The organism is Streptomyces sp. NPDC127100, assembly GCF_042724095.1.
GTDB lineage: Bacteria > Actinomycetota > Actinomycetes > Streptomycetales > Streptomycetaceae > Streptomyces.
In genome coordinates this window covers 311,884-336,969 of sequence record NZ_JBHXFL010000001.1, presented here as the reverse complement: position 1 = coordinate 336,969, position 25,086 = coordinate 311,884, and the positions used below count along the sequence as shown (strand labels likewise).

Below are 25,086 nucleotides of genomic sequence, written 5' to 3'. Positions count from 1 at the left end.
CGGGGGAGGCACGCCCGCCCGCGGGCACGGCGGTCAGGACGTGACCGCGAAGTTCCTGAGGATCGCCGCCGCCAGGTCCGCGTCGCCCTCCGTCTTGACGCGGTCCCCGACCGCCTCCGGCGTCACCCGCCCGCAGGCCAGGCGCACGTACGTCTCCCAGTCGAGGGTCAGGGCGGCGGCCGGGCCGAGGGCGGGGGCCGTCTCCAGGGTGCCGCGGCCCTGGATGTCGACGCGGATCGTGCGCAGGAACTCGACCGGGCCGTGGACGTCGAAGACGACGGCCGAGCTGCGCGGCGCGTCCGCGCGGTCGGCCACGACGCCCGGCAGTTCGGCGAGCAGCACGTCACGGGCGACGAGCGCGCCGGGGGAGTCGAGGTCGCCGGGGCGGCCGAGGGCCGTGCGCAGGTCCTGCTCGTGCGCCCACACGGCGAACGCGTGCCGGCGCATGGACTCCTCCAGCGTCAGGTCCGTGCCGTAGGGGCCGCGGACCTTGGTGCCCGGGTCCCGCGACTCGTTCCGCAGCTGCCGGTTGCGCCGGATGATCATGTACTCCAGCTCGGAGGTGATCTCGGGCGCCGTGTGGTGGCGGCGGACGTCGACCTGCATCTCCATGTACCGCTGCTGTTCGTTGGTGACGTGGAACAGGTCGCGCGGGAGCGTGTGGATGGGGCGCGGGTCGCCGAGCATCTCGGAGTCCAGGCCCATGACGTGCGACACCACGTCCCGCACCGACCAGCCCGGGCAGGGGGTGCGGCGGTTCCACTCTGCTTCCACAAGCGGCTGGACCAGCTCGGATATCGCCTCGATGGAGTGAGTCCAGGCGTCGGCGTAGGGCTGGAGGGTGGGATGCAGACTCACGGAACGGGACCCCTCGGCGGTCGGTACACGGGCAGGTTGTGGCGGCGGTGCCAGTGGGAGGTGGCTGCGGTCGGCGCGGTCTCGGAGGTCCCCGGCTGCGGGCTGGGCTCGAACCGGGGGGACCCCCAAGTTACGCTGCTGTGCGGCACCCCGGCAGTGCTTTCGTGTGACGATCGTAGGCCCGAGTGGACGGCTCGAATGCCAGGACGGTGGTAGTGTGCGCGCCTCTTTGATCCAAATCGCCGTGAACGAGGACGAGTCGGTCGAAGCGCGCCGCCTGCGCGCGGCGTCGCTGGTCCGCGATCAGGCGGGCGCCGACCTCGTCGTCCTGCCGGAACTGTGGACCACGGGCGCCTTCGCCTTCGAGAACTTCGGCACGCGGGCCGAGCCGCTCCGGGGGCCGACGTACGAGGCGATGGCCAAGGCGGCGAGCGACGCGGGCGTCTGGCTGCACGCGGGGTCCGTCCCCGAGCGCGCCCCCGACGGCCGGCTCTACAACACCTCGCTCGTCCTCTCCCCCGCCGGCGACCTGGCCGCCGCCTACCGCAAGATCCACCGCTTCGGCTTCGACCGGGGCGAGGCCGTGCTGATGGGCGCGGGGAGCGAGCTGGTGACGGTCCGTCTGCCGGAGACGACCCTGGGCCTGGCGACCTGCTACGACCTCCGCTTTCCCGAGCTCTTCCGCGGCCTCGTCGACGCCGGTGCCGAGACCCTCGTCGTCCCGGCGGGCTGGCCGGAGCGCCGCCGCTCCCACTGGACGCTCCTGGCCCGCGCCCGGGCGGTGGAGAACCAGGCGTACGTCCTCGCCTGCGGAACGGCCGGGACGCACGCGGGGGTTCCGCAGGCGGGTCACTCGATCGTGGTCGACCCCTGGGGCGAGGTGCTGGCCGAGGCCGGCGCGGACGAGGAGATCCTCACCGTGGACCTCGACCCGGCGAAGCCGTCGGGGACCCGGGAGCAGTTCCCGGCGCTGAAGGACCGGGTGCTGGGCCTGCGGGCACCGCGCCGGTGACGGGAGGGCGGGGCGGTCAGTCGCCGTCGTCGTCCTTCTCCCGCTCCTTCTCCGCCAGGTGGATCACGCACACGGTCAGGGCGATCAGCAGCGCCGGGTCGGCGTCGTCCCGGACGACGTCCACGCCGTAGGTGTCCCGGAGGGTCAGCCACCGCCGCGAGACGACGGCCAGCAGCTCGCCGTCGTACTCGATGGCGAACTCCCGGTCGAGGATCCTGCCGCTGACGTCGAGTTCGGTGCCGTCGGCCAGGGAGACCCGGTAGTGGTTGCGCAGCAGCGACAGCCGCTTGCGCCGCAGGGTCGCCAGCGGCTCGCCGGCCCGCTCGATCACCATCGTGTCGCGCAAGGCGAACATCTTCTGGTGGATGTCGATGAGCACCCGGCCCTGGGTGTCCTTCAGCTCCCAGGTGTCCCGCAGCCGCATCGCCTTGCCGTCGACGAGGTACACCTTGTCGCCGTCGGCGTCCTCGATCCAGTAGTCGTCACCGAAGCCGAGGAGCCGGTCGTACACGAGGAATCTCATGCCCTGACCGCTTCCCCGCCGCGCCCCCGGGGACGCGGACGATAGGCCGACAGGCTGAGCGGGGCCGCGCGCGGCGCCGGTCAGGCGCCGTAGCCGTCGCTGTAGCCGTCACGCGTGTGGTGGTGGGGCCGGTCCTCGACGACGGGGGTCGCCGGCGGCATCACGACGCGGCGCCGCCGGGCGATGCTGCTGAAGGTCGCGACACCGATCAGACCGACGATCATGAAGATGACACCGACCAGGTCGAGGTTGACGCCCTGCATGTCCCAGTCGGTCGCGAACGTGAGGATGGCTCCCACGGCGATGAGGATGATGCATCCGCCGAGGCCCATGAGTGTCGCCTCCTTATAGATCCGGTCGGTCCGGCTTTCCGGTCGATCCGGTTCCGTCCGGATACCCCCGGCTGGAACACCCATGCGGTGCGGGGGCGTTCCGGCCGGGAGCGGGCGGCGGGCCGGGGCGGCGGACTCAGCCCTCCAGGAACGCCACCAGCGCGTTCGCCAGCAGGTACGGGTCGTCGGCGCCGCACAACTCCCGGGCGCTGTGCATCGACAGGATGGCCACGCCGATGTCGACGGTGCGGATGCCGTGCCGGGCCGCGGTGATCGGGCCGATGGTCGTGCCGCAGGGCATGGAGTTGTTGGAGACGAAGGTCTGGAAGGGCACGTCCGCCTTCTCGCAGGCGGCGGCGAAGACGGCGCGGCCCGAACCGTCCGTGGCGTAGCGGTTGTTGACGTTGACCTTGAGGATGGGGCCGCCGTTGACGCGCGGGTGGTGCGTCGGGTCGTGCCGCTCCGCGTAGTTGGGGTGGACGGCGTGGCCGGTGTCGGAGGACAGGCAGACCGTGGCCGCGAAGGCCCGCGCCCGGTCCTCGTAGGAGCCGCCGCGCGCGAACACCGAGCGCTCCAGCACGCCGCCGAGCAGCGGGCCGTCGGCGCCGGTGTCCGACTGGGAGCCGTTCTCCTCGTGGTCGAAGGCGGCGAGCACGGGGATGTACGGCAGGGCGGCGCCGGAGGCGGCGACGGCGGCCAGGGCGGCGGTCCCGGCGTGCACGGACAGCAGGTTGTCCATGCGGGGGCCGGCCACCAGCTCCCGGTCGCGGCCCAGGTACGCGGGGGGCTCCACGGAGTGGGTCATGAGGTCCCAGCCGGTGACCGTGCCGGGCTCCAGCCCGGCCTCCTCCTCCAGGAAGGCGATGAGGTCGCCGTCGCGCACGGTGTCGCCGAGGCCCCAGACGGGCTGGAGGTGGCGCTGCTTGTCGAGCTTGAGGCCCTCGGTGGACACGTTGCGGTCCATGTGGATGGCGAGCTGGGGGACGCGCAGCAGCGGCCGGGCGACGTCGACCAGCCGGGTCGAGCCGTCCCGCAGCGACAGGCGGCCGGCCAGTCCGAGGTCGCGGTCGAGCCAGGAGTTCAGCAGGGGCCCGCCGTAGATCTCCACGGCGATCTGGCGCCAGCCGTGCGCACCGCTGTCGGGCCGCGGCTTCACGCGCAGGTTGGGGGAGTCGGTGTGCGCGCCGACGATGCGGAAGGGCGTGTGCGGCTCGGCTCCCTCGGGGACGTACCAGGCCACGATCGCGCCGCCGCGCAGGACGTACTTGCCCCCGGCCGTCCCGTCCCAGGCGTCCGTCTCGGCGACCTGCCGGAAACCGGCCTTCTCCAGCCGCTCGGCGGCGTTCGCCACCGCGTGGTACGGCGTCGGGCTCGTGGCCAGGAAGGACAGGAGGTCGTCGGTGTGTCCGCGATCGAAACGGGAGGGTGCGCTCATGGGGTTCACCTTAACGACGTGCGAGGGCCCGCTCCCCGTCTGCCGGGAGCGGGCCCTCGTGAGGGTGTGTGGGGACTGTGGAGAGTGCCCCGCCGGGTTCCCGGAGGAACCTGGCGGCGTCTCGGAGGAGGCCTTAGAAGGCGGCCTCGTCCAGCTCCATCAGGTCCAGCTCGACGCCCTGCGCGATCTTGCGGGCCAGGGTGACGCCGGGCAGGACGTTCGCGGCGAAGAACTTCGCCGCGGCGATCTTGCCGGTGTAGAAGGCCTTGTCCTTGGCGGACGCGGTCGGCAGCTTCTCGGCGGCGATCGCCGCGCCCTTGAGGAGCAGGTAGCCGATGATCACGTCGCCGGAGGCGAGCAGCAGGCGGGTGGTGTTGAGCCCGACCTTGTAGATGTTCTTGACGTCCTGCTCGGTGGCCGCGAGGTCGGTGAGCATCAGGCCGACGATGGCCTCCAGCTCGACGGCGGCCTTGGCGAGGTGCTCGCGGGCGCCGGACAGCTCCTCGCCGCCGGTGGCGAGCGCCAGGAACTTCTTGATGTCCTCGGCGAGCGAGTTCAGCGCGGCGCCCTGGTTGCGGACGATCTTGCGGAAGAAGAAGTCCTGGCCCTGGATCGCCGTGGTGCCCTCGTACAGGGTGTCGATCTTGGCGTCGCGGATGTACTGCTCGATCGGGTACTCCTGCAGGAAGCCGGAGCCGCCGAAGGTCTGGAGCGACTGGGCGAGCTGCTCGTAGGCCTTCTCCGAGCCGTAGCCCTTGACGATCGGCAGGAGCAGGTCGTTGAGGGCGTGCTCGGTCGAGGCGTCCTCGCCGTTGGCCTCCTTGACCTGGATCTCGTCCTGGACGGAGGCGGTGTACATCACGAGCGCGCGCATGCCCTCGGCGTACGCCTTCTGCGTCATGAGGGAGCGGCGGACGTCCGGGTGGTGCGTGATGGTGACCTTGGGAGCGGTCTTGTCCATGAAGTTCGCCAGGTCGGGGCCCTGGACGCGCTCCTTGGCGTACTCCAGGGCGTTGAGGTAGCCCGTGGAGAGGGTGGAGATCGCCTTCGTGCCGACCATCATGCGGGCGAACTCGATGATGCGGAACATCTGGCGGATGCCGTCGTGCTTGTCGCCGATCAGCCAGCCCTTGGCGGGGTGGCGGTCGCCGAAGGTCATCTCGCAGGTGTTGGAGGCCTTCAGGCCCATCTTGTGCTCGACGTTGGTGGCGTAGACGCCGTTGCGCTCGCCGAGCTCGCCGGTCTCGAAGTCGAACTCGTACTTCGGGACGAGGAAGAGGGACAGGCCCTTGGTGCCGGGGCCGGCGCCCTCGGGGCGGGCGAGGACGTAGTGGAGGATGTTCTCCGACATGTCGTGCTCGCCGGACGTGATGAAGCGCTTCACGCCCTCGATGTGCCAGGAGCCGTCCTCCTGCTGCACGGCCCTGGTGCGGCCGGCGCCGACGTCCGAGCCGGCGTCCGGCTCGGTGAGCACCATGGTGGAGCCCCACTGCTTCTCGACGGCGATCGAGGCTATGTGCTTCTGGACCTCGTTGCCCTCCTCGAAGAGGATGCCGGCGAAGGCCGGGCCGGAGGAGTACATCCACACGGCCGGGTTGGCGCCGAGGATCAGCTCCGCGTAGGCCCAGATGAGGGAGCGCGGGGAGGTGGTGCCGCCGATCTCCTCGGGCAGGCCGAGGCGCCAGTACTCGGAGTCCATGAAGGCCTGGTAGCTCTTCTTGAAGGACGCGGGGACCGGTGCGGTGTTGGTCTCCGGGTCGAAGACCGGCGGGTTGCGGTCGGCGTCCGCGAAGGACTCCGCCAGCTCGTTCTCCGAGAGGCGGGTCAGCTCCTCGAGGACGCTCCTCGCGGTGTCGGTGTCCATCTCCGCGAACGGGCCGGTGCCGTAAACCTTGTCACGGCCGAGCACCTCGAAGAGGTTGAACTCGATGTCCCGGAGATTCGGCTTGTAGTGCCCCATGGCGACGGCTCCGTCGATAGATCGGCGAGGCACTGGCTCCTCGCACCTGATACACGTACCAACTAGTAGCTCCGATGATGCTACCCGTCGGTAATAAGAAGCAACCCCGCACCGCCCATCTGTGACTCGTTACTCGTTACGCTGTGCGCCATGTACGGCTACGACCAGACCGCGGGTCCTCAGCAGCAGCAGTACGCGCCGCCGCAGCAGCCGATGTCCGGCGGGTACGGCCAGCAGCCGCCGCTGTACCCCGAGCCGTCGCCGCCCTCGCTCGCGGACGCGGTGCGCGCCTTCACCACGGGGCAGATGGCCGCCGAGGACTTCCAGCAGATCTTCGCCACCTCGAAGGTCTACTGCCCGCGCGGCGACAACCCCGGTTTCCTGGCGCTGCACAACACCCAGCAGCCGGTGATCCCGATGTTCACCTCGCTCAAGGAGCTGCGCCGGTACGCGGGCAAGGAGTCCAAGTACTTCGTGATCACGGGCGCGGAGGTGATCGACCTCCTGCCGACCGGCTACGGCTTCGTGCTGGACATGGAGGGCGAGCACCGGATGGTCTTCGACGCCAAGGCCGTCGAGCAGATGGTCGACTTCGCCATGCGCCGGATGTACGGCTGATCCGCTGCCGCCACCGTGAGCCCGGAGGGAATGCCCTCCGGGCTTTCTCGGTTCTGGGTGGCAGGAAGTTCAACGCTCAACTAAAGTGGGCGTACCCGAGGAGGTACCGACATGCCTGCAGTGACCGTCGAGAACCCGTTGACGCTGCCCCGCGTATCCGCACCCGCCGACGCCGTGGCACGTCCCGTGCTCACCGTCACGACCGCACCCGGCGGTTTCGAGGGCGAGGGCTTCCCGGTGCGCCGCGCGTTCGCCGGGATCAACTACCGCCATCTCGACCCGTTCATCATGATGGACCAGATGGGCGAGGTGGAGTACGCGCCCGGAGAGCCCAAGGGAACGCCCTGGCACCCCCACCGCGGCTTCGAGACCGTCACCTACATCATCGACGGGATCTTCGACCACCAGGACTCCAACGGCGGTGGCGGCACCATCACCAACGGCGACACCCAGTGGATGACGGCGGGCTCCGGCCTGCTGCACATCGAGGCGCCGCCGGAGCAGCTCGTCATGTCCGGCGGTCTCTTCCACGGCCTCCAGCTGTGGGTGAACCTCCCGGCCAAGGACAAGATGATGGCCCCGCGCTACCAGGACATCCGCAGCGGCTCGGTGCAGCTGCTCACCTCGCCCGACGGCGGCGCGCTGCTGCGCGTCATCGCCGGTGAGCTGGGCGGTCACGAGGGCCCCGGCATCACGCACACGCCGATCACCATGGTCCACGCCACGCTCGCGCCGGGCGCCGAGGTCACGCTGCCCTGGCGGGAGGACTTCAACGGCCTCGCGTACGTCATGGCGGGCAAGGGCTCCGTGGGCGCGGAACGCCGCCCGGTCCGCCTGGGCCAGACGGCGGTGTTCGGGGCCGGCGGGTCGCTGACCGTCCGCGCGGACGAGAAGCAGGACTCGCACACCCCCGACCTCGAGGTCGTCCTCCTGGGCGGGCGCCCGATCCGTGAGCCCATGGCCCACTACGGCCCGTTCGTCATGAACACCAAGGACGAGCTGATGCAGGCCTTCGAGGACTTCCAGAAGGGCCGGCTGGGCACCGTCCCGGCGGTGCACGGCATGTCCGCCGAGGGCCCCGGCGCCTGACGGCCGTAAGGCCGAGTGCTCTCACCCGGGCGGGCCGTCCGCACAGGACAGCCCGCCCGGCGCGTGATCGGCTGGAGCGGTGCACCTGCTTCCCGGTCCGGTCCGCCGTTTCGCCGCGTGGTGCGCCGTCGTCCTGCTCGCCTCCGGTGTCGTCCTCGTCGCGGTCCGGCTGTGCGTCGAGCTCCGCACCGCGGTGACGCCGGCCCTGCTCGCGCTGCTCGGCACCGCCCTGCTCAGGCCGCTGCACCGGCGGCTGGTGAAGGCGCACGTCCAGCGGTCCCTGGCCGCGGGGCTGACCTGCGTCGCCGTCGTGGCCGTGGTCGGCGGGGCCGTGTACATCGTGGTCGCCGCGCTGGTCGACACCGGCGACCAGATCGTCGCCTCGCTGAAGGATGCGGCACGGGGCGTCGCCGACCACTTCGGGGCGGCCGGGACCTCACTGGACGACCTCGCGTCGAACTCGCGCGAGCTGCTGGGCAAGTTCGGCGGCACGGCCGCATCCGGGGTGATCACCGGGGTGAGCGTGGCCGGCGAGATGCTGGCCATGGCGGTCCTGGCGCTGCTGCTCGTCTTCTTCTTCCTGCGCGACTCCGACCGCGCCGTCGGCACGCTGCGCTCCGTCGTCCCCCGGCGGAGCGCCGACACGGTCGAGGCGATGGCCCGGCGGGCCTTCGGGGCCGTCGAGGGTTTCATGCGGGGCACCACCCTCATCGCCCTCATCGACGCCGTCTGCATCACCGTGGGGCTGCTGGTGCTCCGCGTGCCCGGCGCGATCGGGCTCGGCGCGCTGGTCTTCGTCGGCGCCTACATCCCCTACCTCGGCGCCTTCATCTCCGGCACGGTCGCCGTGCTGGTCGCGCTCGCCGACCGCGGGTTCGTCATCGCGCTGTGGGCCCTCGGGGTGGTGCTGGCCGTGCAGGTGCTGGAGGGGCACGTGCTCCAGCCGATGATCCAGAGCCGGACCGTGCAGATGCACCCGGCGGTCGTGCTGCTGGCCCTGACCGCGGGGGCGTCGGTGGCGGGCATCCTCGGCATGCTGCTGGCCGTCCCGCTCACCGCCGCGGCGGTCGGGGTCGTCCACGAGCTCCAGAGCCGCTACCCGGCCTCCGAGGCCTCCATGAACCCGAAGGCGGGGCCCGGCTCCTCCCCGGATCCGCCGCCGTCCGGGGACTCGTAGAACTCGAACCAGATGCTCTTCCCCTCGCCGCGGGGGGCGACGCCCCACGCGCCCGAGAGCAGCTCGATCAGCATCAGGCCGCGTCCCGAGGACGCCATCTCCCCCGGCCGGCGCTTGTGCGGCAGGTCGTCGCCGCTGTCGGTGACCTCCACCCGGATGTACCGCTCGCCCGGCCTCCCGCCGACCTCGGCGACCAGCAGCGCGTCGGCGTCGGTGTGGACGAGGACGTTCGTCAGCACCTCGGACAGCAGCAGGACGGCCGCGTCCCGCTGCTCCTCGTCGGGCCAGTCGTGGAGCAGGTCCCGCAGATGCTGCCGGGCGACGGCGATCCGCTCGGGCTCGGCCTGCTCGACCGTCAGCATCGTGCGCCGCACGGGAGGCCGGGCGACCGTGCTGACGCCGGGCCCGCAGCTCTCGTCCTGCCAGCACAGCAGCACCAGGGCGATGTCGTCCTCCCGCCGGTCGATCAGGGGACCGGTGGTGTGGTGCGACGACGGCCCGTGCACCGCCTGGACGAGTGCGTCGGCCATCTCCTCCAGGTCGCCCTCGTGCTCCTCCAGGACGACCCGCAGGCGGTGCCAGCCCGTCTGGAGGTCGTGGCCGCCCGTCTCGACCAGTCCGTCCGTGCACAGCATCAGGGTGTCGCCCGGTTCCAGGGCGAGCCGGGAGGTCGGGTAGTCGGAGTCCGGGTCGACACCGAGCGGCAGCCCGCCCTCGGTGGCGAGGATCAGCGCCGTGCCGTCGGTCATCCGCACCACGGGCTCCAGGTGGCCCGCGCGGGCGCTCTCCACGACGCCGGTGGCCGGGTCCACCTCCGCGTAGAAGCAGGTCGCGAAGCGGGGGTCGTCGGAGTCCTCGGCGGAGTCGACCAGGCTGTGGAAGAAGTGGGAGGCCCGGGAGAGCACCGCGTCGGGGCGGTGGCCCTCCGACGCGTAGGCGCGCAGGGCGATGCGGAGCTGGCCCATCAGCCCGGCGGCCCGCACGTCGTGCCCCTGGACGTCGCCGATGACCAGGGCGAAGCGCCCCCGGGGCAGCGGGATCATGTCGTACCAGTCGCCGCCGACCTGGAGCCCGCCCCCGGTGGGGACGTAGCGGGCGGCGAGGTTCACGCCGGGGATCTGCGGTCCCAGCGCGGGCAGCATGGTGCGCTGCAGTCCGTCGGTCAGCTCCCGCTGGGTGTCGGCGGCGCCGGCCCGGGACAGCGCCTGGGCCAGCATCCGGGCCACGGTGGTCAGCACCGACCGCTCGTCCGGGGTGAAGGCGACGGGGTAGGTGAACGCGGCCATCCAGGCGCCCATGGTCCTCCCCCCGGCGACCAGCGGCAGGAAGGCCCAGGAGCTGCGGCCGAAGCGCTCGGCGAGCGGCCAGGTGATCGGGTAGCGGGAGCGGTACTGCTCGGGGGAGGAGAGGTAGACGGCACGGCCGGTGCGGACCACCTCGGCGGCCGGGTAGTCGGTGTCCAGCGGCATGGCCACGAACGGGTCCATGTCGTTCTGCGGCTGGCCGTGGTGGCCGATGACCGTCAGGCGGTCGCCCGACACCCCGAACACCGCGAGGCCGTCCGGCGAGAACCCGGGCATCGCCAGGCCCGCGGCCACCCGCAGCACCTCTTCGGTGGAACGTGCCTCGGCCAGCGCCCGGCCCGCGTCCAGCAGGAACGCCTCCCGCGAGCGGCGCCAGTCGCCGATCACCGCGCTGCGTCCGGCGGGCGTGCCGGGGGTCGGCTCGGCGACCTCCTGGAGCGTGCCGATCAGCTCGTAGGCCTTGCGCGCGCGGTCGTAGGACGGTTTGGAACGGCTGCGCACCACCCGGACGTGGCGGCCGCGCTCGTCCATGATCCGGATACGCACCTCGGCGAGCGTGTTGTCGACGACGGCCCGCTGGACCACCTCGGTGACCTCGTTCCAGTCCACCGGGTGCATCCGCGCCCGCACCCGGGCCTCGGGAAGCCTGCCCGCCCGGGCGGGCAGCCCGAGCAGCCGGGCGGCCTCCGCGTCGACCGTGACCTCTCCGGCGGCGGTGTCCCAGTGCCAGAGGCCGGTCGCGAGGGCGGTGAGGACCTCCCCCACCTCGGGCAGGGACTCGCCAGTGCGCATTGCCCCACTGTAAGAAGAGGTGATCGAAGGCTGCCACCGCGCGCCCCGGCGGTATTGGTGAGGAATCGAGCCGTGGGTCCCCGGTACGCTGGGGGTTGTTTCACGTGAAACACGGACCGCGAGACCACGCCAGGTGAGCCCCGTGAGATCCGTGGGACACGGCCCCCCGATCCGCGAAGACTGGATGAACGACGATGCATCGGTACAGGTCCCACACCTGCGGCGAGCTCCGCTCCTCTGACGTCGGCACCGACGTCCGACTGAGTGGCTGGCTGCACAATCGGCGCGACCTGGGCGGCATCCTCTTCATCGATCTGCGCGATCACTACGGCATCACGCAGCTCGTCGCCCGGCCCGGTACCGAGGCGTACGAGGCGCTGGACAAGCTGACCAAGGAATCGACCGTTCGGGTCGACGGCAAGGTCGTCTCCCGCGGTGCCGAGAACGTCAACCCCGACCTGCCCACCGGTGAGGTCGAGGTCGAGGTGGGCGAGGTCGAGCTGCTCGGCGCGGCCCAGCCGCTGCCGTTCACCATCAACGCCGAGGACGGGGTCAACGAGGAGCGGCGCCTGGAGTACCGCTTCCTGGACCTGCGCCGCGAGCGCATGCACCGCAACATCATGCTGCGCACGTCGGTCATCTCGGCGATCCGCCACAAGATGACGGCGCTGGGCTTCAACGAGATGGCGACGCCGATCCTGAGCGCCACCTCCCCGGAGGGCGCCCGTGACTTCGTGGTCCCGTCCCGTCTGAACCCCGGCAAGTTCTACGCGCTGCCGCAGGCCCCGCAGCAGTTCAAGCAGCTGCTGATGATCTCCGGCTTCGACCGCTACTTCCAGATCGCGCCCTGCTTCCGCGACGAGGACGCCCGCGCGGACCGCTCGCCGGGCGAGTTCTACCAGCTCGACGTGGAGATGAGCTTCGTCGAGCAGGAGGACGTCTTCCAGCCGATCGAGAAGCTCATGACCGAGCTGTTCGAGGAGTTCGGCAACGGCCGTCACGTGACGTCGCCGTTCCCGCGGATCCCGTTCCGCGAGGCGATGCTGAAGTACGGCTCCGACAAGCCGGACCTGCGGGCCAAGCTGGAGCTCGTCGACATCACCGACGTCTTCGAGGGCTCGGAGTTCAAGGCCTTCGCCGGCAAGCACGTGCGGGCTCTGGCGGTGCCGGACGTCTCCGGCCAGCCGCGGAAGTTCTTCGACCAGCTGGGTGACTACGCCGTCTCGCAGGGAGCCAAGGGCCTGGCCTGGGTCCGCGTCGGCGAGGACGGCTCGCTGTCCGGCCCGATCGCGAAGTTCCTGACCGAGGAGAACGTCGCCGAGCTGACCAAGCGCCTGTCGCTGGCCGCCGGGCACGCGGTGTTCTTCGGCGCGGGCGAGTTCGACGAGGTCTCGAAGATCATGGGCGCGGTGCGGGTCGAGGCCGCCAAGCGCGCCGGCCACTTCGAGGAGGACGTCTTCCGCTTCTGCTGGATCGTCGACTTCCCGATGTACGAGAAGGACGAGGAGACCGGCGCGATCGACTTCTCGCACAACCCCTTCTCGATGCCGCAGGGCGGCCTGGAGGCCCTGGAGACCCAGGACCCGCTGGACATCCTGGGCTGGCAGTACGACATCGTCTGCAACGGCGTCGAGCTGTCCTCGGGCGCGATCCGGAACCACGAGCCGGAGATCATGCTCAAGGCGTTCGAGATCGCGGGTTACGACCGTGAGACGGTCGAGGAGAAATTCGCCGGCATGCTCCGCGCGTTCCGCTTCGGCGCCCCGCCGCACGGCGGCATCGCGCCCGGCGTCGACCGCATCGTCATGCTCCTCGCCGACGAGCCCAACATCCGCGAGACCATCGCCTTCCCGCTCAACGGCAACGCCCAGGACCTGATGATGGGCGCGCCGACGGAGCTGGAGGAGGCCCGGCTGAAGGAGCTGCACCTGACGGTGCGCAAGCCGCAGCCGAAGTAGGCGGACGGCCGAAGGGCCCGCCGGCGGAGCGACTCCGCCGGCGGGCCCTTCGTCGTCACGACACCCCGGTGCCGCCGGTGCCCGTCACGCACGCCGCCTGGCGGTGCCGTCAGGCGTCGGCTCCCTCTTCGTAGCGGGGCAGGCCGTCGGTGGAGATGGTCCAGTCACCGATGGTGACGTCCTCGCCGTAGACGAAGTCCTTGCGGGTGGCGTAGCGGGGGCCGTCGGGGGTGGCGTGGATGTCGGTGAGGACGGCGCCGCTTCCGGTGCGAGGGTCGAAGATCGCGTAGACCGGGATGCCGAGAAGAGGGTAGTCGCGCAGTTTGGCGACCCAGTCGTTGTCCGGGTTGGAGCGGGAGACGATCTCGACGGCGGCGATGACCGTACGGGGATCGAAGGCGCCCTCTCCTTCCATGTCCGCCTCGGCGATCACCATGACGTCGGGGCGGCGCATGATGCCCTCCGGCTCCATCTCGACGTCGGGCTCGCCCGTGTGGGCCACGATCTCCTCGGGCATGACCTTCTCCAGGCGTTTCCGGAGCCGGAGCGCGGTGAGTTCGTGCGGTCGCACGGGCGACATCATGTCGAGGACGATTCCTTCTTTGGTGATCTCGAACTTGCCGGGGAGGGTGCCGTCCGTGGACTCCACGAAGTCGCGCATGGCCCGGTACAGGTGGGAGGCGCCCTGCCGCGCGTCGTCCGGGGCGATGGTCATGGCGCTCGCTCCTCGTCGTCTGTGCCCAGGGGGAAGGATCGTCGCTCTCATGCTAGGCGGCATCCGTGGACGGGCCGGGGCGGCAGTCGCGGCATCGGCCCGGTTGAGGAGCCCGGAAGGCGCGGTCGCAGCCCTCGCAGGTCTGGAGGGGGTGGCGGCGCTCAGCCGCCGGTGAGGCCGCGGGCCGGAACGGCGGTGGAGGCGGCAGCTGGGCGGCCAGGCGGTGGGCGAGGAGGGCGGCCGGCCGGGTCAGAGGCTCGTCCGGCAGGTTCGCGGTCAGGGCGTGGCGTACGGCGGTGGGGGTGACCTCGCGTTCCAGCCAGGCGGCGACGCCAGGGGCGAGGTGTTCGGCGTCGGTGGCGGACAGGAGCAGGCGGGGGTCGTGTCGGCGCAGGCCGGTGAGGACCTCGAGGGCTGTCTGGAGGGGCGCGGGCCAGGGGCGCGACGGCTGGGGAACGGCCGGGAGGCGCTTGCGTGGCGCGGACTCGTCGGGGGTCGTGCGCCGGGCGGTCCTGCGGGGGGCCGTCTCCCGGGCGGCGCGGTGGCCGGGCCTGTTGCGGGAGACCGTGCGCGTGACGATCCGGCCGGTGGCGGTGCGCTCGCGGCTGCGGACCAGGTAGCCGTGTGCCTCGAGTTCGTTCAGGGCGGCGGCGATGCGGGTGGGGCCCTCCGGGAAGCGGGCGGCGAGCGTCTTGATGTCGACGGCGGTGCCCGGGCGCACGGACTGGATGTAGCACGCGAGCCCGATGGCGAGCCCGGACAGCTCCCGGTGCTGAATCAGGTCGTTGCCGATCACCGTGAAGTTCTCGGTGTGGCGGACGTGGTCGTGGGTGACGCCGGCGAACGGTTTCCCGTCGGGGTGGTTCTTACGCGCGATACGGGACCGGGCGCGTGAGGGCGCGCTAGGGTTTTCGGTATCCATCGGGAAGGTCCTGCTTCCTCGGTGGTCAGGCCCTCGCACTGGGATGCCAGTCCCGGCGAGGGCCGTCGCATGTCTGGGGGTCGTCGTGCACTGCTCGCGATGAGCGTAAAGCAGGCAACCGGTCACTAAACCAGCCCACTTGGCATATTCACTCGCGGGAGTGAGCCTGCCCGGCGGGAGGGAGGGGTGGGGCTTGGCGGGGTCCTTTCTCCCTGGTGAGTAGTGCATGGGGAGCGCAGGTCGGACCGGAGCGTGGGGCGTCGAGTGCCGGTGGTTGCGGGGTGGAGAGGGCGGATCGGCGCACTCGGCGGGGCTCGATGTGCCTACCGTGATGGTGACGCTCTGGTCGCACGTGGTGACTGTCCGGTCCTTGTCCGGTGGTGTCCGGGCCTGCCGGGGTGGCGCCCGCGGGTAGGGCGTGGCTGGTACGAGGCGGTACGACGGAGGGGCGCGCATGTCGGTGGACGACGAGGTTCGGCAGCTCAGGACCGAGGCCGACGAGCCGGGGTGGGAGGTGGACCCGGACGACGAGTGGGGCGTGGCGGTGATCGCCACCGTGGGACGGCAGTTGAAGCTGCGGCGCGAGGCGGTGGGGATCCGGGCCGGCGACTTCGGCAAGGCCGTGGGATACGGCGAGGATCTCGTCTACAAGATCGAGGGCGGGAAGCGGATTCCTCGGCCGGAGTACCTGGAGCGGGCGGACGAGGTGCTGGGGGCGGGCGGGTTGCTCGCCGCGATGAAGGAGGACGTGGCGAGGGTCCGGTACCCGAAGAAGGTGCGGGATCTGGCCCAGATGGAGGCGCGTGCGGTCGAGATCGGGGTGTACGTGTGCCACAGCATCAGCGGGCTGTTGCAGACGCCCGGGCATGCCAGGGCGGCTTTCGAGTCACGGCAGCCTCCTTACTCGCAGGAGGAGATCGAGCGGATGCTCGCCGCACGCATGGCCCGGCAGGCGATCTTCGGTCAGGACCCTGCCCCGGTACTCGGCTTCGTCCTGGAAGAGGCGCCGATCCGACGGCCGCTCGGGGGCACAATGGTGTGGCGGCAGCAGCTCGAACGTCTGTTGGAGGTGGGGCGGTTGCGCAACGTCACCCTCCAGGTGATGCCGACGCACCGCGAGACCCACCCAGGCCTGGACGGCAGGATCGAGTTGCTGAAGTTCGAGGACGGAACGGCCGTGGGACGCTCCGATGGTGCGTTCAGCGGGCGTCCGATCTCCGACCCGAGGCAGCTCCGCATTCTCGAACTGCGGTATGGCACCATCCGGGCGCAAGCCCTCCCGCCGGGGGAGTCGCTGGCCTTCATCGAGCAACTGCTGGGAGAGACATGATCCGCAAGGCCTCAGCCGGGGACGCACTCGAACTGGCGTGGTTCAAGAGCAGCTACAGCGACGGCAACGAAGGTGACTCCTGCGTCGAGGTCGCGACAGCTCCCGGCACCATCCACGTCCGCGACTCCAAGTACCGGGACGCGAGCCCTCGTCTCGCCCTCGGCCGGGAGGCGTGGGCGGACTTCGTGACGTACGCGTCCGGAAGCTGACCCCTCGACGGCACGTGCCCCCACCCGGTCCCCGCCGGGTGAGGGCACGTGCCGTACGGCTCTTCCGCGTGACGTCTAGCGGGCCACGAACTGGGTCAGGATCGCCTGGACCTCGTAGATGTCGACGCCCTTGGTGAAGGTCTTCTGGATCGGGGCCGCGCTGCCCGAGAGCCAGATCTTCAGCTCGGCGTCGAGGTCGAAGTGGCCGGCCGTCTCCACCGCGAAGTGCGTGATGCTGCGGTACGGGATGGAGTGGTACTCGGTCTTCTTGCCGGTGATGCCCTGCTTGTCGACCAGCAGCAGGCGCCGGTCGGTGAACAGGATGGTGTCGCGGATCAGCAGGTAGGCGGCATGCACCTGCTCCCCCTGACCGAGCAGGCGCGCGTACTCCTGCTGCGCCTGGGCCGGGTCGATGCTGTGCGCGTTGCCGAACAGTGCCATGGAACAGTCCCCCCACGTGAGTGGTGACGGCCGCCCGGCCGTCTTACGGGATCCTCGCAGAGCGGGGGGCCGGGGAGAAGATCTTGTTCTCCACGGCCCCCGCTTGTGGCAGACGCGTTACGCGGTCGGCTTCTCCTCGAGACGCGGGAAGAGGACCGCGCCCTTGGTGACCGTCGAGCCGGCGGGCAGGACGCCCCAGGTGCCGGCCTCCTGGACCTTCTGGTCGGCGAGCGCGCCGAGGCCGGCCTCCGCGCCGAGGGAGTCCCAGAGCTTCTGGGACGTCTCCGGCATGACCGGGTTGAGCAGGACCGCCACCGCGCGCAGGGACTCCGCGGCCGTGTAGAGGATCGTCGCCAGGCGGGCCTTGCCCTCCGGCGAGTCGTCCTTCGCGACCTTCCAGGGCTCCTGCTCGGTGATGTAGCCGTTGACCTGCTTGACGAAGTCGAAGACGGCCAGGATGCCGCCCTGGAAGTCCAGCTCCTCGCCGATCTTCCGGTCGGCGAGCGCCACGGCCTTGGCCAGACCGTCCTGGACCGCCTTCTCGGCCTCCCCGTCGGCTGTGGCCTCCGGCAGCGCGCCGCCGAAGTACTTGCCGACCATGGCCGCGACACGGGACGCGAGGTTGCCGTAGTCGTTGGCCAGCTCGCTGGTGTAGCGGGCGGAGAAGTCCTCCCAGGAGAACGAGCCGTCCTGGCCGAACGCGATCGCGCGCAGGAAGTACCAGCGGTACGCGTCCACGCCGAAGTGCGAGGTCAGGTCCTGCGGCTTGATGCCGGTCAGGTTGGACTTGCTCATCTTCTCGCCGCCGACCATCAGCCAGCCGTTCGCGGCGATCTTCCCCGGCAGGGGCAGGCCCTGCGCCATCAGCATCGCCGGCCAGATGATCGCGTGGAAGCGGAGGATGTCCTTGCCGACCAGGTGCACGTCGGCCGGGAAGGTCGACTCGAACTTCTCCGGGTTCTCGTTGTACCCGACCGCGGTGGCGTAGTTCAGCAGGGCGTCGACCCACACGTAGATGACGTGCTTGTCGTCCCAGGGGACCGGCACGCCCCAGTCGAACGTCGAACGGGAGATGGAGAGGTCCTGGAGCCCCTGGCGGACGAAGTTCACGACCTCGTTGCGCGCGGACTCGGGCTGGATGAAGCCCGGGTTGGCCTCGTAGTGGGCGAGCAGCTTCTCGCTGTACTCGCTGAGCTTGAAGAAGTAGTTCTCCTCGCTGAGGATCTCCACCGGCTTCTTGTGGATCGGGCACAGCTTCTGGCCCGCGTACTCGCCCTCGCCGTCGAGCAGCTCGCCGGGGAGCTTGTACTCCTCGCAGCCCACGCAGTACGGGCCCTCGTAGCCGCCCTTGTAGATCTCGCCCCGGTCGTACAGGTCCTGCACGAACTCCTGGACGCGGTCGGTGTGCCGCTTCTGCGTGGTGCGGATGAAGTCGTCGTTCGCGATCTCCAGGTGCTCCCAGAGAGGCTTCCACGCCTCGGTGACGAGCTTGTCGGCCCACTGCTGCGGGCTGACGCCGTTCGCCTCCGCGGTGCGCATGATCTTCTGACCGTGCTCGTCCGTGCCGGTGAGGTACCACACCTTCTCGCCGCGCTGGCGGTGCCAGCGGGTGAGCACGTCGCCTGCGACGGTCGTATAGGCGTGGCCCAGGTGAGGAGCGTCGTTGACGTAGTAGATGGGGGTGCTGACGTAGAACGCCTTGCCACCCTGCTTCTCGGTTCCAGTGGCCGCCATGGTCGAAATCCTACTGGCCCGACGGAGATCGGCTCACACGCGTTCCGGGGGGCGGACAGGGGCGGGCCAGGCTGCCCGCCCCCGGTCCGCCCCCCGGAGTGACGCTCCCGGTGCGCCCGGTGACCTACGGGCGCCAGTCGGCCAGTACGCCCTCGTAGAGCTCCTTGTCCGTCAGCTCAAGGGGGGTCTCGCCGGCCAGGAAGTGGGACGCGTTGCCCGTCTTGAGCTTGCGGAGGTAGTCGAACGCCTTGTTCTCCGGGTCACCGAAGGCGACGAAGGAGAAGTGGACGTGCGGGTGGCTCGCCGCGGCGTCCGTGAGGGCACGGGTGGCTGGGGTCTTGGCGTCCGGGGCGCCGTCGGTCTGGAAGACCACCAGGGCGGGGGTGCCGGCGGTCTCCTTGTCGTGCCGGGCCAGGACGGCCTCCACGGCGGCGTGATAGCTGGTGCGGCCCATGCGGCCGAGGGCGCCGTGCAGCTCGTCGATCTTGTTCTCGTGGTCGGCGAGGGTCAGCTCGCCGGTGCCGTCCACCTCCGTGGAGAAGAACGTGACGTGGAGGGTGGGCTCGGGGTCGAGGTGCGCGGCGAGGGCGAGGGTCTGCTCGGCGAGGGCCTGGGCGGAGCCGTCCTTGTAGTACGGGCGCATGGAGGCGGAGCGGTCGAGGACGAGGTAGACCTTGGCGCGGGTGCCGGTGAGGTCGTGCCGCTTCAGGGCGGTGCCGGCGGCCTTGTAGGCGGTGGAGAGGCCGGGGGCGGGGTCCTGCGGGTCCTGAGGGGCCTGCGGGGCCTCGTCGGTGCCGGTGTCGCCGGTCGGGGGTTCGGAGGCCTCGGCTTCGCCGTCGGCCTCGGGGTTCCCACCCGCACCACCCGTGACAGTTTCGTTGTCGGGTGCGGGTGGCCCCTGTGGGGCTTCCTCGCCGTCGGCGGCCGCGGGCTCGGGGGCGGCGGCCTCCGGCTCGGCGTCGGCCTTCGGGGTGGGCTCGGCCTCGTCCTCCGGAGTCGGTTCCGGGCGGGCGTCCGCTTCCGGGGCGGCCTCGGCCTCGGATGCCGGTGCGGGGACGACCTCGGGCTCGGTGTCGGCCTTGGCCGGGGCCTCGGGTTCAGGCTGGACGTCGGCTCTGGTCTCGGGCTCAGCCTCGGTCTTTGCCTCGGACTCGGTCTTAGCCTCGGGCTCGGGCTCAGGCTCGGCCTCGGGCTCAGGCTCGGCCGTGGCGCCAGCCTCGGGCGCGGGCTTGGCCTCAGGTTCGGCCTCGGCCTCGGTCACAGGCTCCGCCTCGGCCTCGGACTCGGGCTGGGTCTCAGCTTCCGTCTCGGTCACAGGCTCGGGCTCGGCCTTGGCCTCGGGCTCCGCCTTGGCCTCGGACTCGGGCTCGGGCTGGGTCTCAGCCTCCGTCTCGGTCTCGGGCTCCGCCTTGGCCTCGGGCTCCGCCTTGGCCTCGGACTCGGGCTCGGGCTGGGTCTCAGCCTCCGTCTCGGTCACAGGCTCGGGCTCCGCCTTGGCCTCAGTCTCCGGCTCCGGCTCCGCGGCGACCTCGGCCTCGGGCTCCGCAGCGGCCTCCGCCTTGGCCTCGGGCTCCGCCGCGGCCTCGGTCTTGGCCTCGGGCACAGGATCGGGCTCCGGCTCCGCCTTCTGGGAAGGGGGGAGGTCGTCTTCCGGGGAGTCGGTCGGTTTGGGGACCGTGATGTTGGTGAACGCGGCCCTGACGAGTTCGTGCTCGTCGGTCCCGGTGCGGGGCTCGGGGACCTGGGCGGTCTCCTCGGCCTGCTTCTCGGGTGCGGTGGGCTGGGACGGGAGCTTCGGCTCCGGGGCGGCGGCCGGTGCCGTCGCCTCCTGCGTCGCACCCTCCACCTGGGCGGCCCGTGCTTTGCGTGACCGGCCGAACGCGTTCCGCAGGAGAGTGAGAATGCCCATGTGCGCAACCCTTCGCGTGAGTTGATGCCCGTCAATCCCTGGCCAGGACGGACACGTAAGGTTAGCGGCCCCGTCTTGTGATCTTGCGCAGGGTTTGGCACGCGGCCACCGGCGCGTCAAGGGCCGGATCCGGCCGCGGGGCAATTCCCTTCCGGCTGCCACGGGTTCACCCGGCGTTCATCGCGGCGCCCGTCTCCCGCACGTATGTGCACCTACGGTCGCGCTGACACCAAGGCATCCCAGGGAGAACGAAGTGCGCAAGCTGCTGCCGTTGATCGGAACGCCGTCCGGTTCGCATCCCGGCGGCCGGTCCGCCATGACCTGCCGTTTCCGGTGTGGTGACGCCTGCTTCCACGAGGTGCCCAACACCAGCTCCAACGAGTACGTCGGCGACGTCATCGCGGGTGCGCTCAGCCGCCGTTCCATGATGCGCGCCGCGGCCGTCGTCACCGTCGCCGCGGCGGGCGCCGGTGCCGTGGGCGTCGCGGGGGCACCCTCCGCACAGGCCGCGCCGGCCGCCGGGAAGGGAGCGGGGCACGGGAACCGGCCGAAGCCGCAGGGTGCCCGCGGACTGCGGTTCACCCCGGTGGCCCCCAACACCGAGGACGCCGTGGTCGTACCGGAGGGCTACCGGCAGGGCGTCGTCATCCGGTGGGGCGAGCCCATCCTGCGCGGTGCGCCCGCCTTCGACCCCGAGAAGCAGACGGCGAAGGCCCAGGCCGGGCAGTTCGGGTACAACAACGACTTCCTCGCGCTGCTGCCGCTGAAGGGCGAGCGCGGCCGGCAGCTCCTCGTCGCCAACCACGAGTACACCGACGAGGTGCTGATGTTCCGGGGCTACGACCCCGAGAACCCGACCCGCGAGCAGGTCGAGATCGCCTGGGCCGCGCACGGGCTGTCCGCCGTCGTCGTCGAGGAGGACCGCGGGAGCGGCCGGCTGACGCCGGTGCCCCGGCATCACCTCAACCGGCGCGTCACCGCCACCACCGAGTTCCGGCTCACCGGCCCCGCCGCCGGGTCCGACCTGGTGCGGACCTCCGCCGACCGGACCGGCCGCAAGGTGCTCGGCACCCTCAACAACTGCTCCGGCGGCACCACCCCGTGGGGCACGACGCTGCACGGCGAGGAGAACTTCAACCAGTACTTCGCCAACGGCGGCCGGGCCACCGACAAGCGCTACGGGATCGGCACCGGCGCCACCGAGCGCAAGTGGGAGCGGTTCGACAAGCGCTTCGACGTCGCCCAGGAGCCCAACGAGGTGCACCGCTTCGGGTACGTCGTCGAACTCGACCCCTACGACCCGGACTCCACGCCCCGCAAGCACACCGCGCTCGGCCGCTTCAAGCACGAGGCGGCGACCGTGCGGCTGACCTCCGACGGGCGCCCGGTCGTCTACACCGGCGACGACGAGCGGTTCGACTACTTCTACAAGTTCGTCGGCAGCAAGCGGATGCGGCACGGCACCGGCCGCGACGCGCGCGAGCACAACCTGACGCTGCTCGACGAGGGCACCCTGTACGTCGCCAAGCTCACCGGCGACTCCCCGGCCGAGGACATCGACGGCACCGGGAAGCTGCCGCGCGACGGCGAGTTCGACGGCAGCGGCCGCTGGATCCCCCTGGTCACCGCCACCGCCCACGGCGCCGTCTCGCACGTCGAGGGCATGACGGCGGAGGAGGTCTGCGTCTTCACCCGGCTCGCGGGCGACAAGGTCGGCGCGACGAAGATGGACCGGCCCGAGGACATCGAGCCGTCCCCGCGGACCGGCAAGGTGTACGTCGCCCTCACCAACAACTCCAACCGCGGCAAGGCCGGCTCCGCGGGCCCCGACGAGGCCAACCCGCGCGTCGCCAACAAGCACGGCCACGTCCTGGAGCTCACCGAGCGCCGGAACCGGGCCGACGCGACGAGCTTCGCCTGGTCGCTCTTCCTGGTGGCCGGCGACCCGGAGGACCCGGCGACGTACTTCGCGGGCTTCCCCAAGGACGCCGTCAGCCCGATCTCCTGCCCGGACAACGTGGCCTTCGACGGCCACGGCAACCTGTGGATCTCCACCGACGGCAACGCGCTCGGCACCCACGACGGCCTCTTCGGCGTCGCGACGAAGGGCGACCGGCGCGGTGAGCTGAAGCAGTTCCTGACCGTGCCGACCGGCGCCGAGACCTGCGGCCCGCTCGTCCAGGACCGGCGCGTGCTGGTAGCGGTGCAGCACCCGGGCGAGGTCGACGGCGCCTCGGTGGAGCAGCCCGCCAGCACCTGGCCCGACGGGCCCGGGAAGATCGTCCGCCCGGCGGTCGTGGCGGTGTGGCGCGCGGACGGCCGCGACATCGGCGTCTGAGCGCACCCGCTCCCGGAGGTCAGCGGCCCGCGTGCAGGGTGAGGTCGACGACCAGTGCGCGGTGGTCGGTGCCGGCCAGGTCCAGGAAGCGGGCGCGGCGCGCGGCGAAGTCCGGTGTCACCAGCACGTGGTCGATCTGCGCGCCGAACACCGGCATCGTCCGGGCCGGCCAGGTGGGCGTGCGGTCCTGGCCGGCCAGGCGGGCCGCGTCGTGCAGTCCGGTGTCGAGGACGCGCCGGAAGGCGGCGTGGTCCTGGGAGGCGTTGAAGTCGCCGGCGAGGACGGTGGGGGTCCCGCCGGCCTCGGCGGCGGCGTCGCGCAGCCGGCCCAGCTCCGTGCGCCACAGGCCGAGCTGCTCCGGCAGCGGCGGCATGGGGTGGGCGAGCTGGAGGCGTACGGCGTGGCCGCGCACGTCGGCGACGGCGCCGGGCATGCCCATGGTGCCGGGGACGCCGGGGGCGGGGGCGAGCGGGAAGCGGCTCAGGATGACCGACCCCTCGGAGCCGCCGCCCTCGACGGCCCGCCGGTGCGGGTAGCCGGCCCCCAGTTCCCGCCGCAGGGCCGCGTCGCACGTGTATTCGCACTCCTGTACGAACAGGAGGTCGGGCTTCTCCCGCCGCACCGCGCCGATCAGCGCCTCGGTGCCCTGTCCGAACTCGACGTTCGACGTCAGCACCCGCAGTACGGCGACCGGCGGCCCGGCCGGCTCACCGGCCCTGCCGTACGGCTCGATGAACCACGCCAGCAGCCCGAGCAGCGCCACGCCCCACACCGCACCCGTCCACCAGCGGGCGAGCAGTGTCAGCAGCAGCCCGGCCCCGGTCGGCACCAGCAGCCAGGGCAGGAAGGCGAGCAGCTGCGGAACGGGCGTGATGCCGTCGGTGTCGGCAGTCCGGCAGCCGGCGACCGCGGAGACCCCGGCGAACAGCAGCCCGGCGCACCACGCGCCGAACCGTCGTCCGGCCCCGCGGGCCGCCGGGCCGCCGTGCGCGTCCGCCCGCGCGCCCCTCGCCGTGCCGATGTCCACGTGCCGGCCCTCCGCTCGCGGGTGCGTCGTCCGGATCCTCCCTCAAGGACGGCGGACGAGGGCGTGAAGTTGCCCACCGGCTACGCGTCCGCGTGGAACTCCCGCACGACCTCGATGCGGCCCACGATGTGCCGGTTGAACTCCTCCAGCTCCTCCGCCGGGACCCACAGTTCCAGGATCGTCTCGCCGCCCGCCTGCCGTACCGGGTAGCGCGCGAGGAACTCCGTGTCCGCCTCGAACCGCGTGACGTACCCGGAGCCGGACGCGGGGACGTTCCAGTCGCGGGCGATGCGGACGGCGTAGTCCTCGTTGAGGACCGGATAGAAGATCGGCTGATCGGGCAGCCGGGGCGGCCAGGCCGTCCAGCCGGACGCCTCGACGAGGGCCAGCTCCTCGGGGCCCGTGGGGCGCCACAGGGTCGTCGTCTCGCGCATGGGTGGGGACGGTAGCCGGGCGGGTGTCCATGGGACCAGGGGTTTCCGTGGCGGGTGTCAGAGCCGGGCCCGTGTCGAGGACGGTGGTGCCTCGGCGGCGGCGCCCGCGGTGGGCCGGCGGCGGCGCAGCAGGTGTCCGTACCGGCCGGTGAGCCAGGAGGCCGCGGCGACCGTCAGGCCGAGGCCGACCAGCAGCCAGGACGCCGTGCGCAGGGTCGCGGTGAGGGCGTCGTAGACGGCGCCGGCGGCCGGGCCGTCCACCGCGCCGGGCAGCTCCGCCAGGGTGAGCCGGCGGCCGAGGAGGACGGCGAGGGCGAGCAGCACCCCGCCGACGGCCGTGCCGACGCCGGTGGCCGTGAGCGCGCGCCGGCGGCAGGCGGCCAGGGCGATCCCAGCGACGGCGAAGGCGACGGCCGCGAGCGGCAGCCAGAAGGCGGCGACGTCGAGCACCTGGTAGCCCTTCCTGAGCCGGTCCACCTCGCGGGCCGGGAGCACGGTGACCTCGGTGTGGCGGACCGGGATCCGCCGCGCGATCGGCACGTTGTCCTGGAGGAGCCGGCCGCGGACCCGGGCGGTGACGGGGGCCAGGTCGACGGTGACGGGGCGCCCGGCGGCCCCCTCGTCGCGCAGGGCGCGCAGCACGGCGGCGTGGACGGCCCGGTTGGCCGCGTCCCAGCCCGCGCGGAAGGCCTCGGTGCGGGTGAAGGAGCGGGCCGCGTCCTCCACGTAGAGGCGCACGGTCGAGCGCAGGGGGCCGGCACCCACCTCGTTCATGACCCCGTCGCCCACCGTGTCCGCGACCGCGTCCCGCACGTCCGGGTCGGCGGCGAGCGGCGCCATGGCGGCGGCGTACCGGCCGGTGTCGGTGAGCCCGTACGCACCCCAGGCCGCCAGCGTGCCGCACGGCGTGAGCAGGCAGGCGAGGGCGATCAGGCCGGCCGACAGGGCGCTCCGAAGACGGGGGTGCAC

The 25,086-nt window shown here is 71.7% G+C and carries 22 protein-coding genes; 8 read left to right on the top strand and 14 right to left on the bottom strand.

The annotated features are described in order from the left end of the window. Positions 1-33: 33 nt before the first annotated feature. Entirely contained in the window at positions 34-858 is an 825-nt protein-coding gene (locus ACFWJB_RS01615; RefSeq protein ID WP_385468810.1) for a maleylpyruvate isomerase family mycothiol-dependent enzyme, read from the bottom strand. 217 nt (positions 859-1,075) lie between these two features. Between ACFWJB_RS01615 and ACFWJB_RS01610 the strand changes: the two genes are divergently transcribed. Then, a complete protein-coding gene (locus ACFWJB_RS01610; RefSeq protein WP_386919584.1) occupies positions 1,076-1,870 on the top strand; it encodes a carbon-nitrogen family hydrolase in 795 nt (264 codons plus the stop codon). 16 nt (positions 1,871-1,886) lie between these two features. On the opposite strand, the gene ACFWJB_RS01605 is transcribed toward ACFWJB_RS01610, so the two are convergent. From ACFWJB_RS01605 to ACFWJB_RS01590, 4 genes are all read right to left on the bottom strand, one after another. Then, a complete protein-coding gene (locus ACFWJB_RS01605; RefSeq protein WP_386919582.1) occupies positions 1,887-2,393 on the bottom strand; it encodes an LURP-one-related/scramblase family protein in 507 nt (168 codons plus the stop codon). 80 nt (positions 2,394-2,473) lie between these two features. Next, complete coding sequence (locus ACFWJB_RS01600; protein ID WP_385468819.1) at positions 2,474-2,725, bottom strand: DUF6458 family protein; 252 nt, start codon at positions 2,723-2,725, stop codon at positions 2,474-2,476. A 136-nt stretch (positions 2,726-2,861) separates the two neighbouring features. Beyond that, positions 2,862-4,160, bottom strand: coding sequence for a M18 family aminopeptidase (locus ACFWJB_RS01595; RefSeq protein WP_385468822.1), 1,299 nt, complete (start codon positions 4,158-4,160; stop codon positions 2,862-2,864). A 133-nt stretch (positions 4,161-4,293) separates the two neighbouring features. After that, on the bottom strand, positions 4,294-6,120 hold the full coding sequence (locus ACFWJB_RS01590) for an acyl-CoA dehydrogenase (RefSeq protein ID WP_385468839.1): 1,827 nt from the start codon (positions 6,118-6,120) through the stop codon (positions 4,294-4,296). Between the two features lie 150 nt (positions 6,121-6,270). Here ACFWJB_RS01590 and ACFWJB_RS01585 point away from each other — a divergent pair, with 150 nt between their 5' ends. The 3 genes from ACFWJB_RS01585 (at position 6,271) to ACFWJB_RS01575 (ending at position 9,004) form a co-directional block, all read left to right on the top strand. Next, positions 6,271-6,738, top strand: a complete 468-nt coding sequence (locus ACFWJB_RS01585) for an SseB family protein (protein WP_189230111.1) — start codon at positions 6,271-6,273, stop codon at positions 6,736-6,738. A 111-nt stretch (positions 6,739-6,849) separates the two neighbouring features. Continuing rightward, positions 6,850-7,827, top strand: a complete 978-nt coding sequence (locus tag ACFWJB_RS01580) for a pirin family protein (RefSeq protein ID WP_385468826.1) — start codon at positions 6,850-6,852, stop codon at positions 7,825-7,827. Between the two features lie 79 nt (positions 7,828-7,906). Next, positions 7,907-9,004 carry an AI-2E family transporter gene (locus ACFWJB_RS01575; protein WP_385468830.1) on the top strand — a complete coding sequence of 366 codons (1,098 nt, stop codon included), beginning with the start codon at positions 7,907-7,909 and terminating at the stop codon, positions 9,002-9,004. On the opposite strand, the gene ACFWJB_RS01570 is transcribed toward ACFWJB_RS01575, so the two are convergent. Beyond that, on the bottom strand, positions 8,923-11,100 hold the full coding sequence (locus ACFWJB_RS01570; RefSeq protein WP_386919579.1) for a SpoIIE family protein phosphatase: 2,178 nt from the start codon (positions 11,098-11,100) through the stop codon (positions 8,923-8,925). The genes ACFWJB_RS01575 and ACFWJB_RS01570 overlap by 82 nt on opposite strands. A gap of 194 nt (positions 11,101-11,294) precedes the next feature. Between ACFWJB_RS01570 and aspS the strand changes: the two genes are divergently transcribed. After that, the gene (gene aspS, locus ACFWJB_RS01565; protein WP_385468836.1) at positions 11,295-13,058 is read left to right on the top strand and encodes an aspartate--tRNA ligase; all 1,764 of its coding nucleotides are present in this window, start codon (positions 11,295-11,297) and stop codon (positions 13,056-13,058) included. Positions 13,059-13,167: 109 nt separating this feature from the next. Here aspS and ACFWJB_RS01560 read toward each other — a convergent pair whose 3' ends face one another. Together ACFWJB_RS01560 and ACFWJB_RS01555 are read right to left on the bottom strand one after the other, a co-directional pair. After that, positions 13,168-13,773 (bottom strand): Uma2 family endonuclease, encoded by a 606-nt coding sequence (locus ACFWJB_RS01560; RefSeq protein ID WP_385470768.1) that lies wholly within the window; start codon positions 13,771-13,773, stop codon positions 13,168-13,170. 52 nt (positions 13,774-13,825) lie between these two features. Beyond that, on the bottom strand, positions 13,826-14,695 hold the full coding sequence (locus ACFWJB_RS01555; RefSeq protein ID WP_386919576.1) for a helix-turn-helix domain-containing protein: 870 nt from the start codon (positions 14,693-14,695) through the stop codon (positions 13,826-13,828). Between the two features lie 454 nt (positions 14,696-15,149). Between ACFWJB_RS01555 and ACFWJB_RS01550 the strand changes: the two genes are divergently transcribed. Both ACFWJB_RS01550 and ACFWJB_RS01545 read left to right on the top strand, forming a co-directional pair. Beyond that, entirely contained in the window at positions 15,150-16,025 is an 876-nt protein-coding gene (locus ACFWJB_RS01550) for a helix-turn-helix domain-containing protein (RefSeq protein ID WP_385470764.1), read from the top strand. After that, complete coding sequence (locus ACFWJB_RS01545; protein WP_381843606.1) at positions 16,022-16,234, top strand: DUF397 domain-containing protein; 213 nt, start codon at positions 16,022-16,024, stop codon at positions 16,232-16,234. Before ACFWJB_RS01550 ends, ACFWJB_RS01545 begins: the two co-directional genes overlap by 4 nt. Before the next feature lie 75 nt (positions 16,235-16,309). On the opposite strand, the gene ACFWJB_RS01540 is transcribed toward ACFWJB_RS01545, so the two are convergent. The 3 genes from ACFWJB_RS01540 to ACFWJB_RS01530 all read right to left on the bottom strand — a co-directional run bounded on the left by ACFWJB_RS01540 (position 16,310) and on the right by ACFWJB_RS01530 (position 20,318). Beyond that, positions 16,310-16,675, bottom strand: coding sequence for a PH domain-containing protein (locus ACFWJB_RS01540; protein WP_381843608.1), 366 nt, complete (start codon positions 16,673-16,675; stop codon positions 16,310-16,312). A 117-nt stretch (positions 16,676-16,792) separates the two neighbouring features. Further along, positions 16,793-18,409 (bottom strand): methionine--tRNA ligase, encoded by a 1,617-nt coding sequence (metG, locus tag ACFWJB_RS01535; RefSeq protein WP_386919573.1) that lies wholly within the window; start codon positions 18,407-18,409, stop codon positions 16,793-16,795. A gap of 124 nt (positions 18,410-18,533) precedes the next feature. Continuing rightward, the gene (locus ACFWJB_RS01530) at positions 18,534-20,318 is read right to left on the bottom strand and encodes a VWA domain-containing protein (protein ID WP_386919571.1); all 1,785 of its coding nucleotides are present in this window, start codon (positions 20,316-20,318) and stop codon (positions 18,534-18,536) included. A 253-nt stretch (positions 20,319-20,571) separates the two neighbouring features. Between ACFWJB_RS01530 and ACFWJB_RS01525 the strand changes: the two genes are divergently transcribed. Beyond that, a complete protein-coding gene (locus ACFWJB_RS01525) occupies positions 20,572-22,656 on the top strand; it encodes a PhoX family protein (RefSeq protein WP_386919569.1) in 2,085 nt (694 codons plus the stop codon). 19 nt (positions 22,657-22,675) lie between these two features. Here the strand turns inward: ACFWJB_RS01525 and ACFWJB_RS01520 are convergent, their stop codons facing one another. From ACFWJB_RS01520 to ACFWJB_RS01510, 3 genes are all read right to left on the bottom strand, one after another. After that, on the bottom strand, positions 22,676-23,677 hold the full coding sequence (locus ACFWJB_RS01520; protein WP_385470770.1) for an endonuclease/exonuclease/phosphatase family protein: 1,002 nt from the start codon (positions 23,675-23,677) through the stop codon (positions 22,676-22,678). An 86-nt stretch (positions 23,678-23,763) separates the two neighbouring features. Continuing rightward, positions 23,764-24,117, bottom strand: coding sequence for an ADP-ribosylation/crystallin J1 (locus ACFWJB_RS01515; RefSeq protein ID WP_386919567.1), 354 nt, complete (start codon positions 24,115-24,117; stop codon positions 23,764-23,766). A gap of 57 nt (positions 24,118-24,174) precedes the next feature. Then, entirely contained in the window at positions 24,175-25,086 is a 912-nt protein-coding gene (locus ACFWJB_RS01510; RefSeq protein WP_386919565.1) for a hypothetical protein, read from the bottom strand.

Coding starts and splice junctions, on each gene's coding strand:
- ACFWJB_RS01605 (WP_386919582.1), bottom strand. CDS start 2,393: ATGAGATTCCTCGTGTACGACCGGCTCCTCGGCTTCGGTGACGACTAC.
- ACFWJB_RS01600 (WP_385468819.1), bottom strand. CDS start 2,725: ATGGGCCTCGGCGGATGCATCATCCTCATCGCCGTGGGAGCCATCCTC.
- ACFWJB_RS01595 (WP_385468822.1), bottom strand. CDS start 4,160: ATGAGCGCACCCTCCCGTTTCGATCGCGGACACACCGACGACCTCCTG.
- ACFWJB_RS01590 (WP_385468839.1), bottom strand. CDS start 6,120: ATGGGGCACTACAAGCCGAATCTCCGGGACATCGAGTTCAACCTCTTC.
- ACFWJB_RS01585 (WP_189230111.1), top strand. CDS start 6,271: ATGTACGGCTACGACCAGACCGCGGGTCCTCAGCAGCAGCAGTACGCG.
- ACFWJB_RS01580 (WP_385468826.1), top strand. CDS start 6,850: ATGCCTGCAGTGACCGTCGAGAACCCGTTGACGCTGCCCCGCGTATCC.
- ACFWJB_RS01570 (WP_386919579.1), bottom strand. CDS start 11,100: ATGCGCACTGGCGAGTCCCTGCCCGAGGTGGGGGAGGTCCTCACCGCC.
- aspS (WP_385468836.1), top strand. CDS start 11,295: ATGCATCGGTACAGGTCCCACACCTGCGGCGAGCTCCGCTCCTCTGAC.
- ACFWJB_RS01560 (WP_385470768.1), bottom strand. CDS start 13,773: ATGACCATCGCCCCGGACGACGCGCGGCAGGGCGCCTCCCACCTGTAC.
- ACFWJB_RS01555 (WP_386919576.1), bottom strand. CDS start 14,695: ATGGATACCGAAAACCCTAGCGCGCCCTCACGCGCCCGGTCCCGTATC.
- ACFWJB_RS01550 (WP_385470764.1), top strand. CDS start 15,150: ATGTCGGTGGACGACGAGGTTCGGCAGCTCAGGACCGAGGCCGACGAG.
- ACFWJB_RS01545 (WP_381843606.1), top strand. CDS start 16,022: ATGATCCGCAAGGCCTCAGCCGGGGACGCACTCGAACTGGCGTGGTTC.
- ACFWJB_RS01540 (WP_381843608.1), bottom strand. CDS start 16,675: ATGGCACTGTTCGGCAACGCGCACAGCATCGACCCGGCCCAGGCGCAG.
- metG (WP_386919573.1), bottom strand. CDS start 18,409: ATGGCGGCCACTGGAACCGAGAAGCAGGGTGGCAAGGCGTTCTACGTC.
- ACFWJB_RS01530 (WP_386919571.1), bottom strand. CDS start 20,318: ATGGGCATTCTCACTCTCCTGCGGAACGCGTTCGGCCGGTCACGCAAA.
- ACFWJB_RS01515 (WP_386919567.1), bottom strand. CDS start 24,117: ATGCGCGAGACGACGACCCTGTGGCGCCCCACGGGCCCCGAGGAGCTG.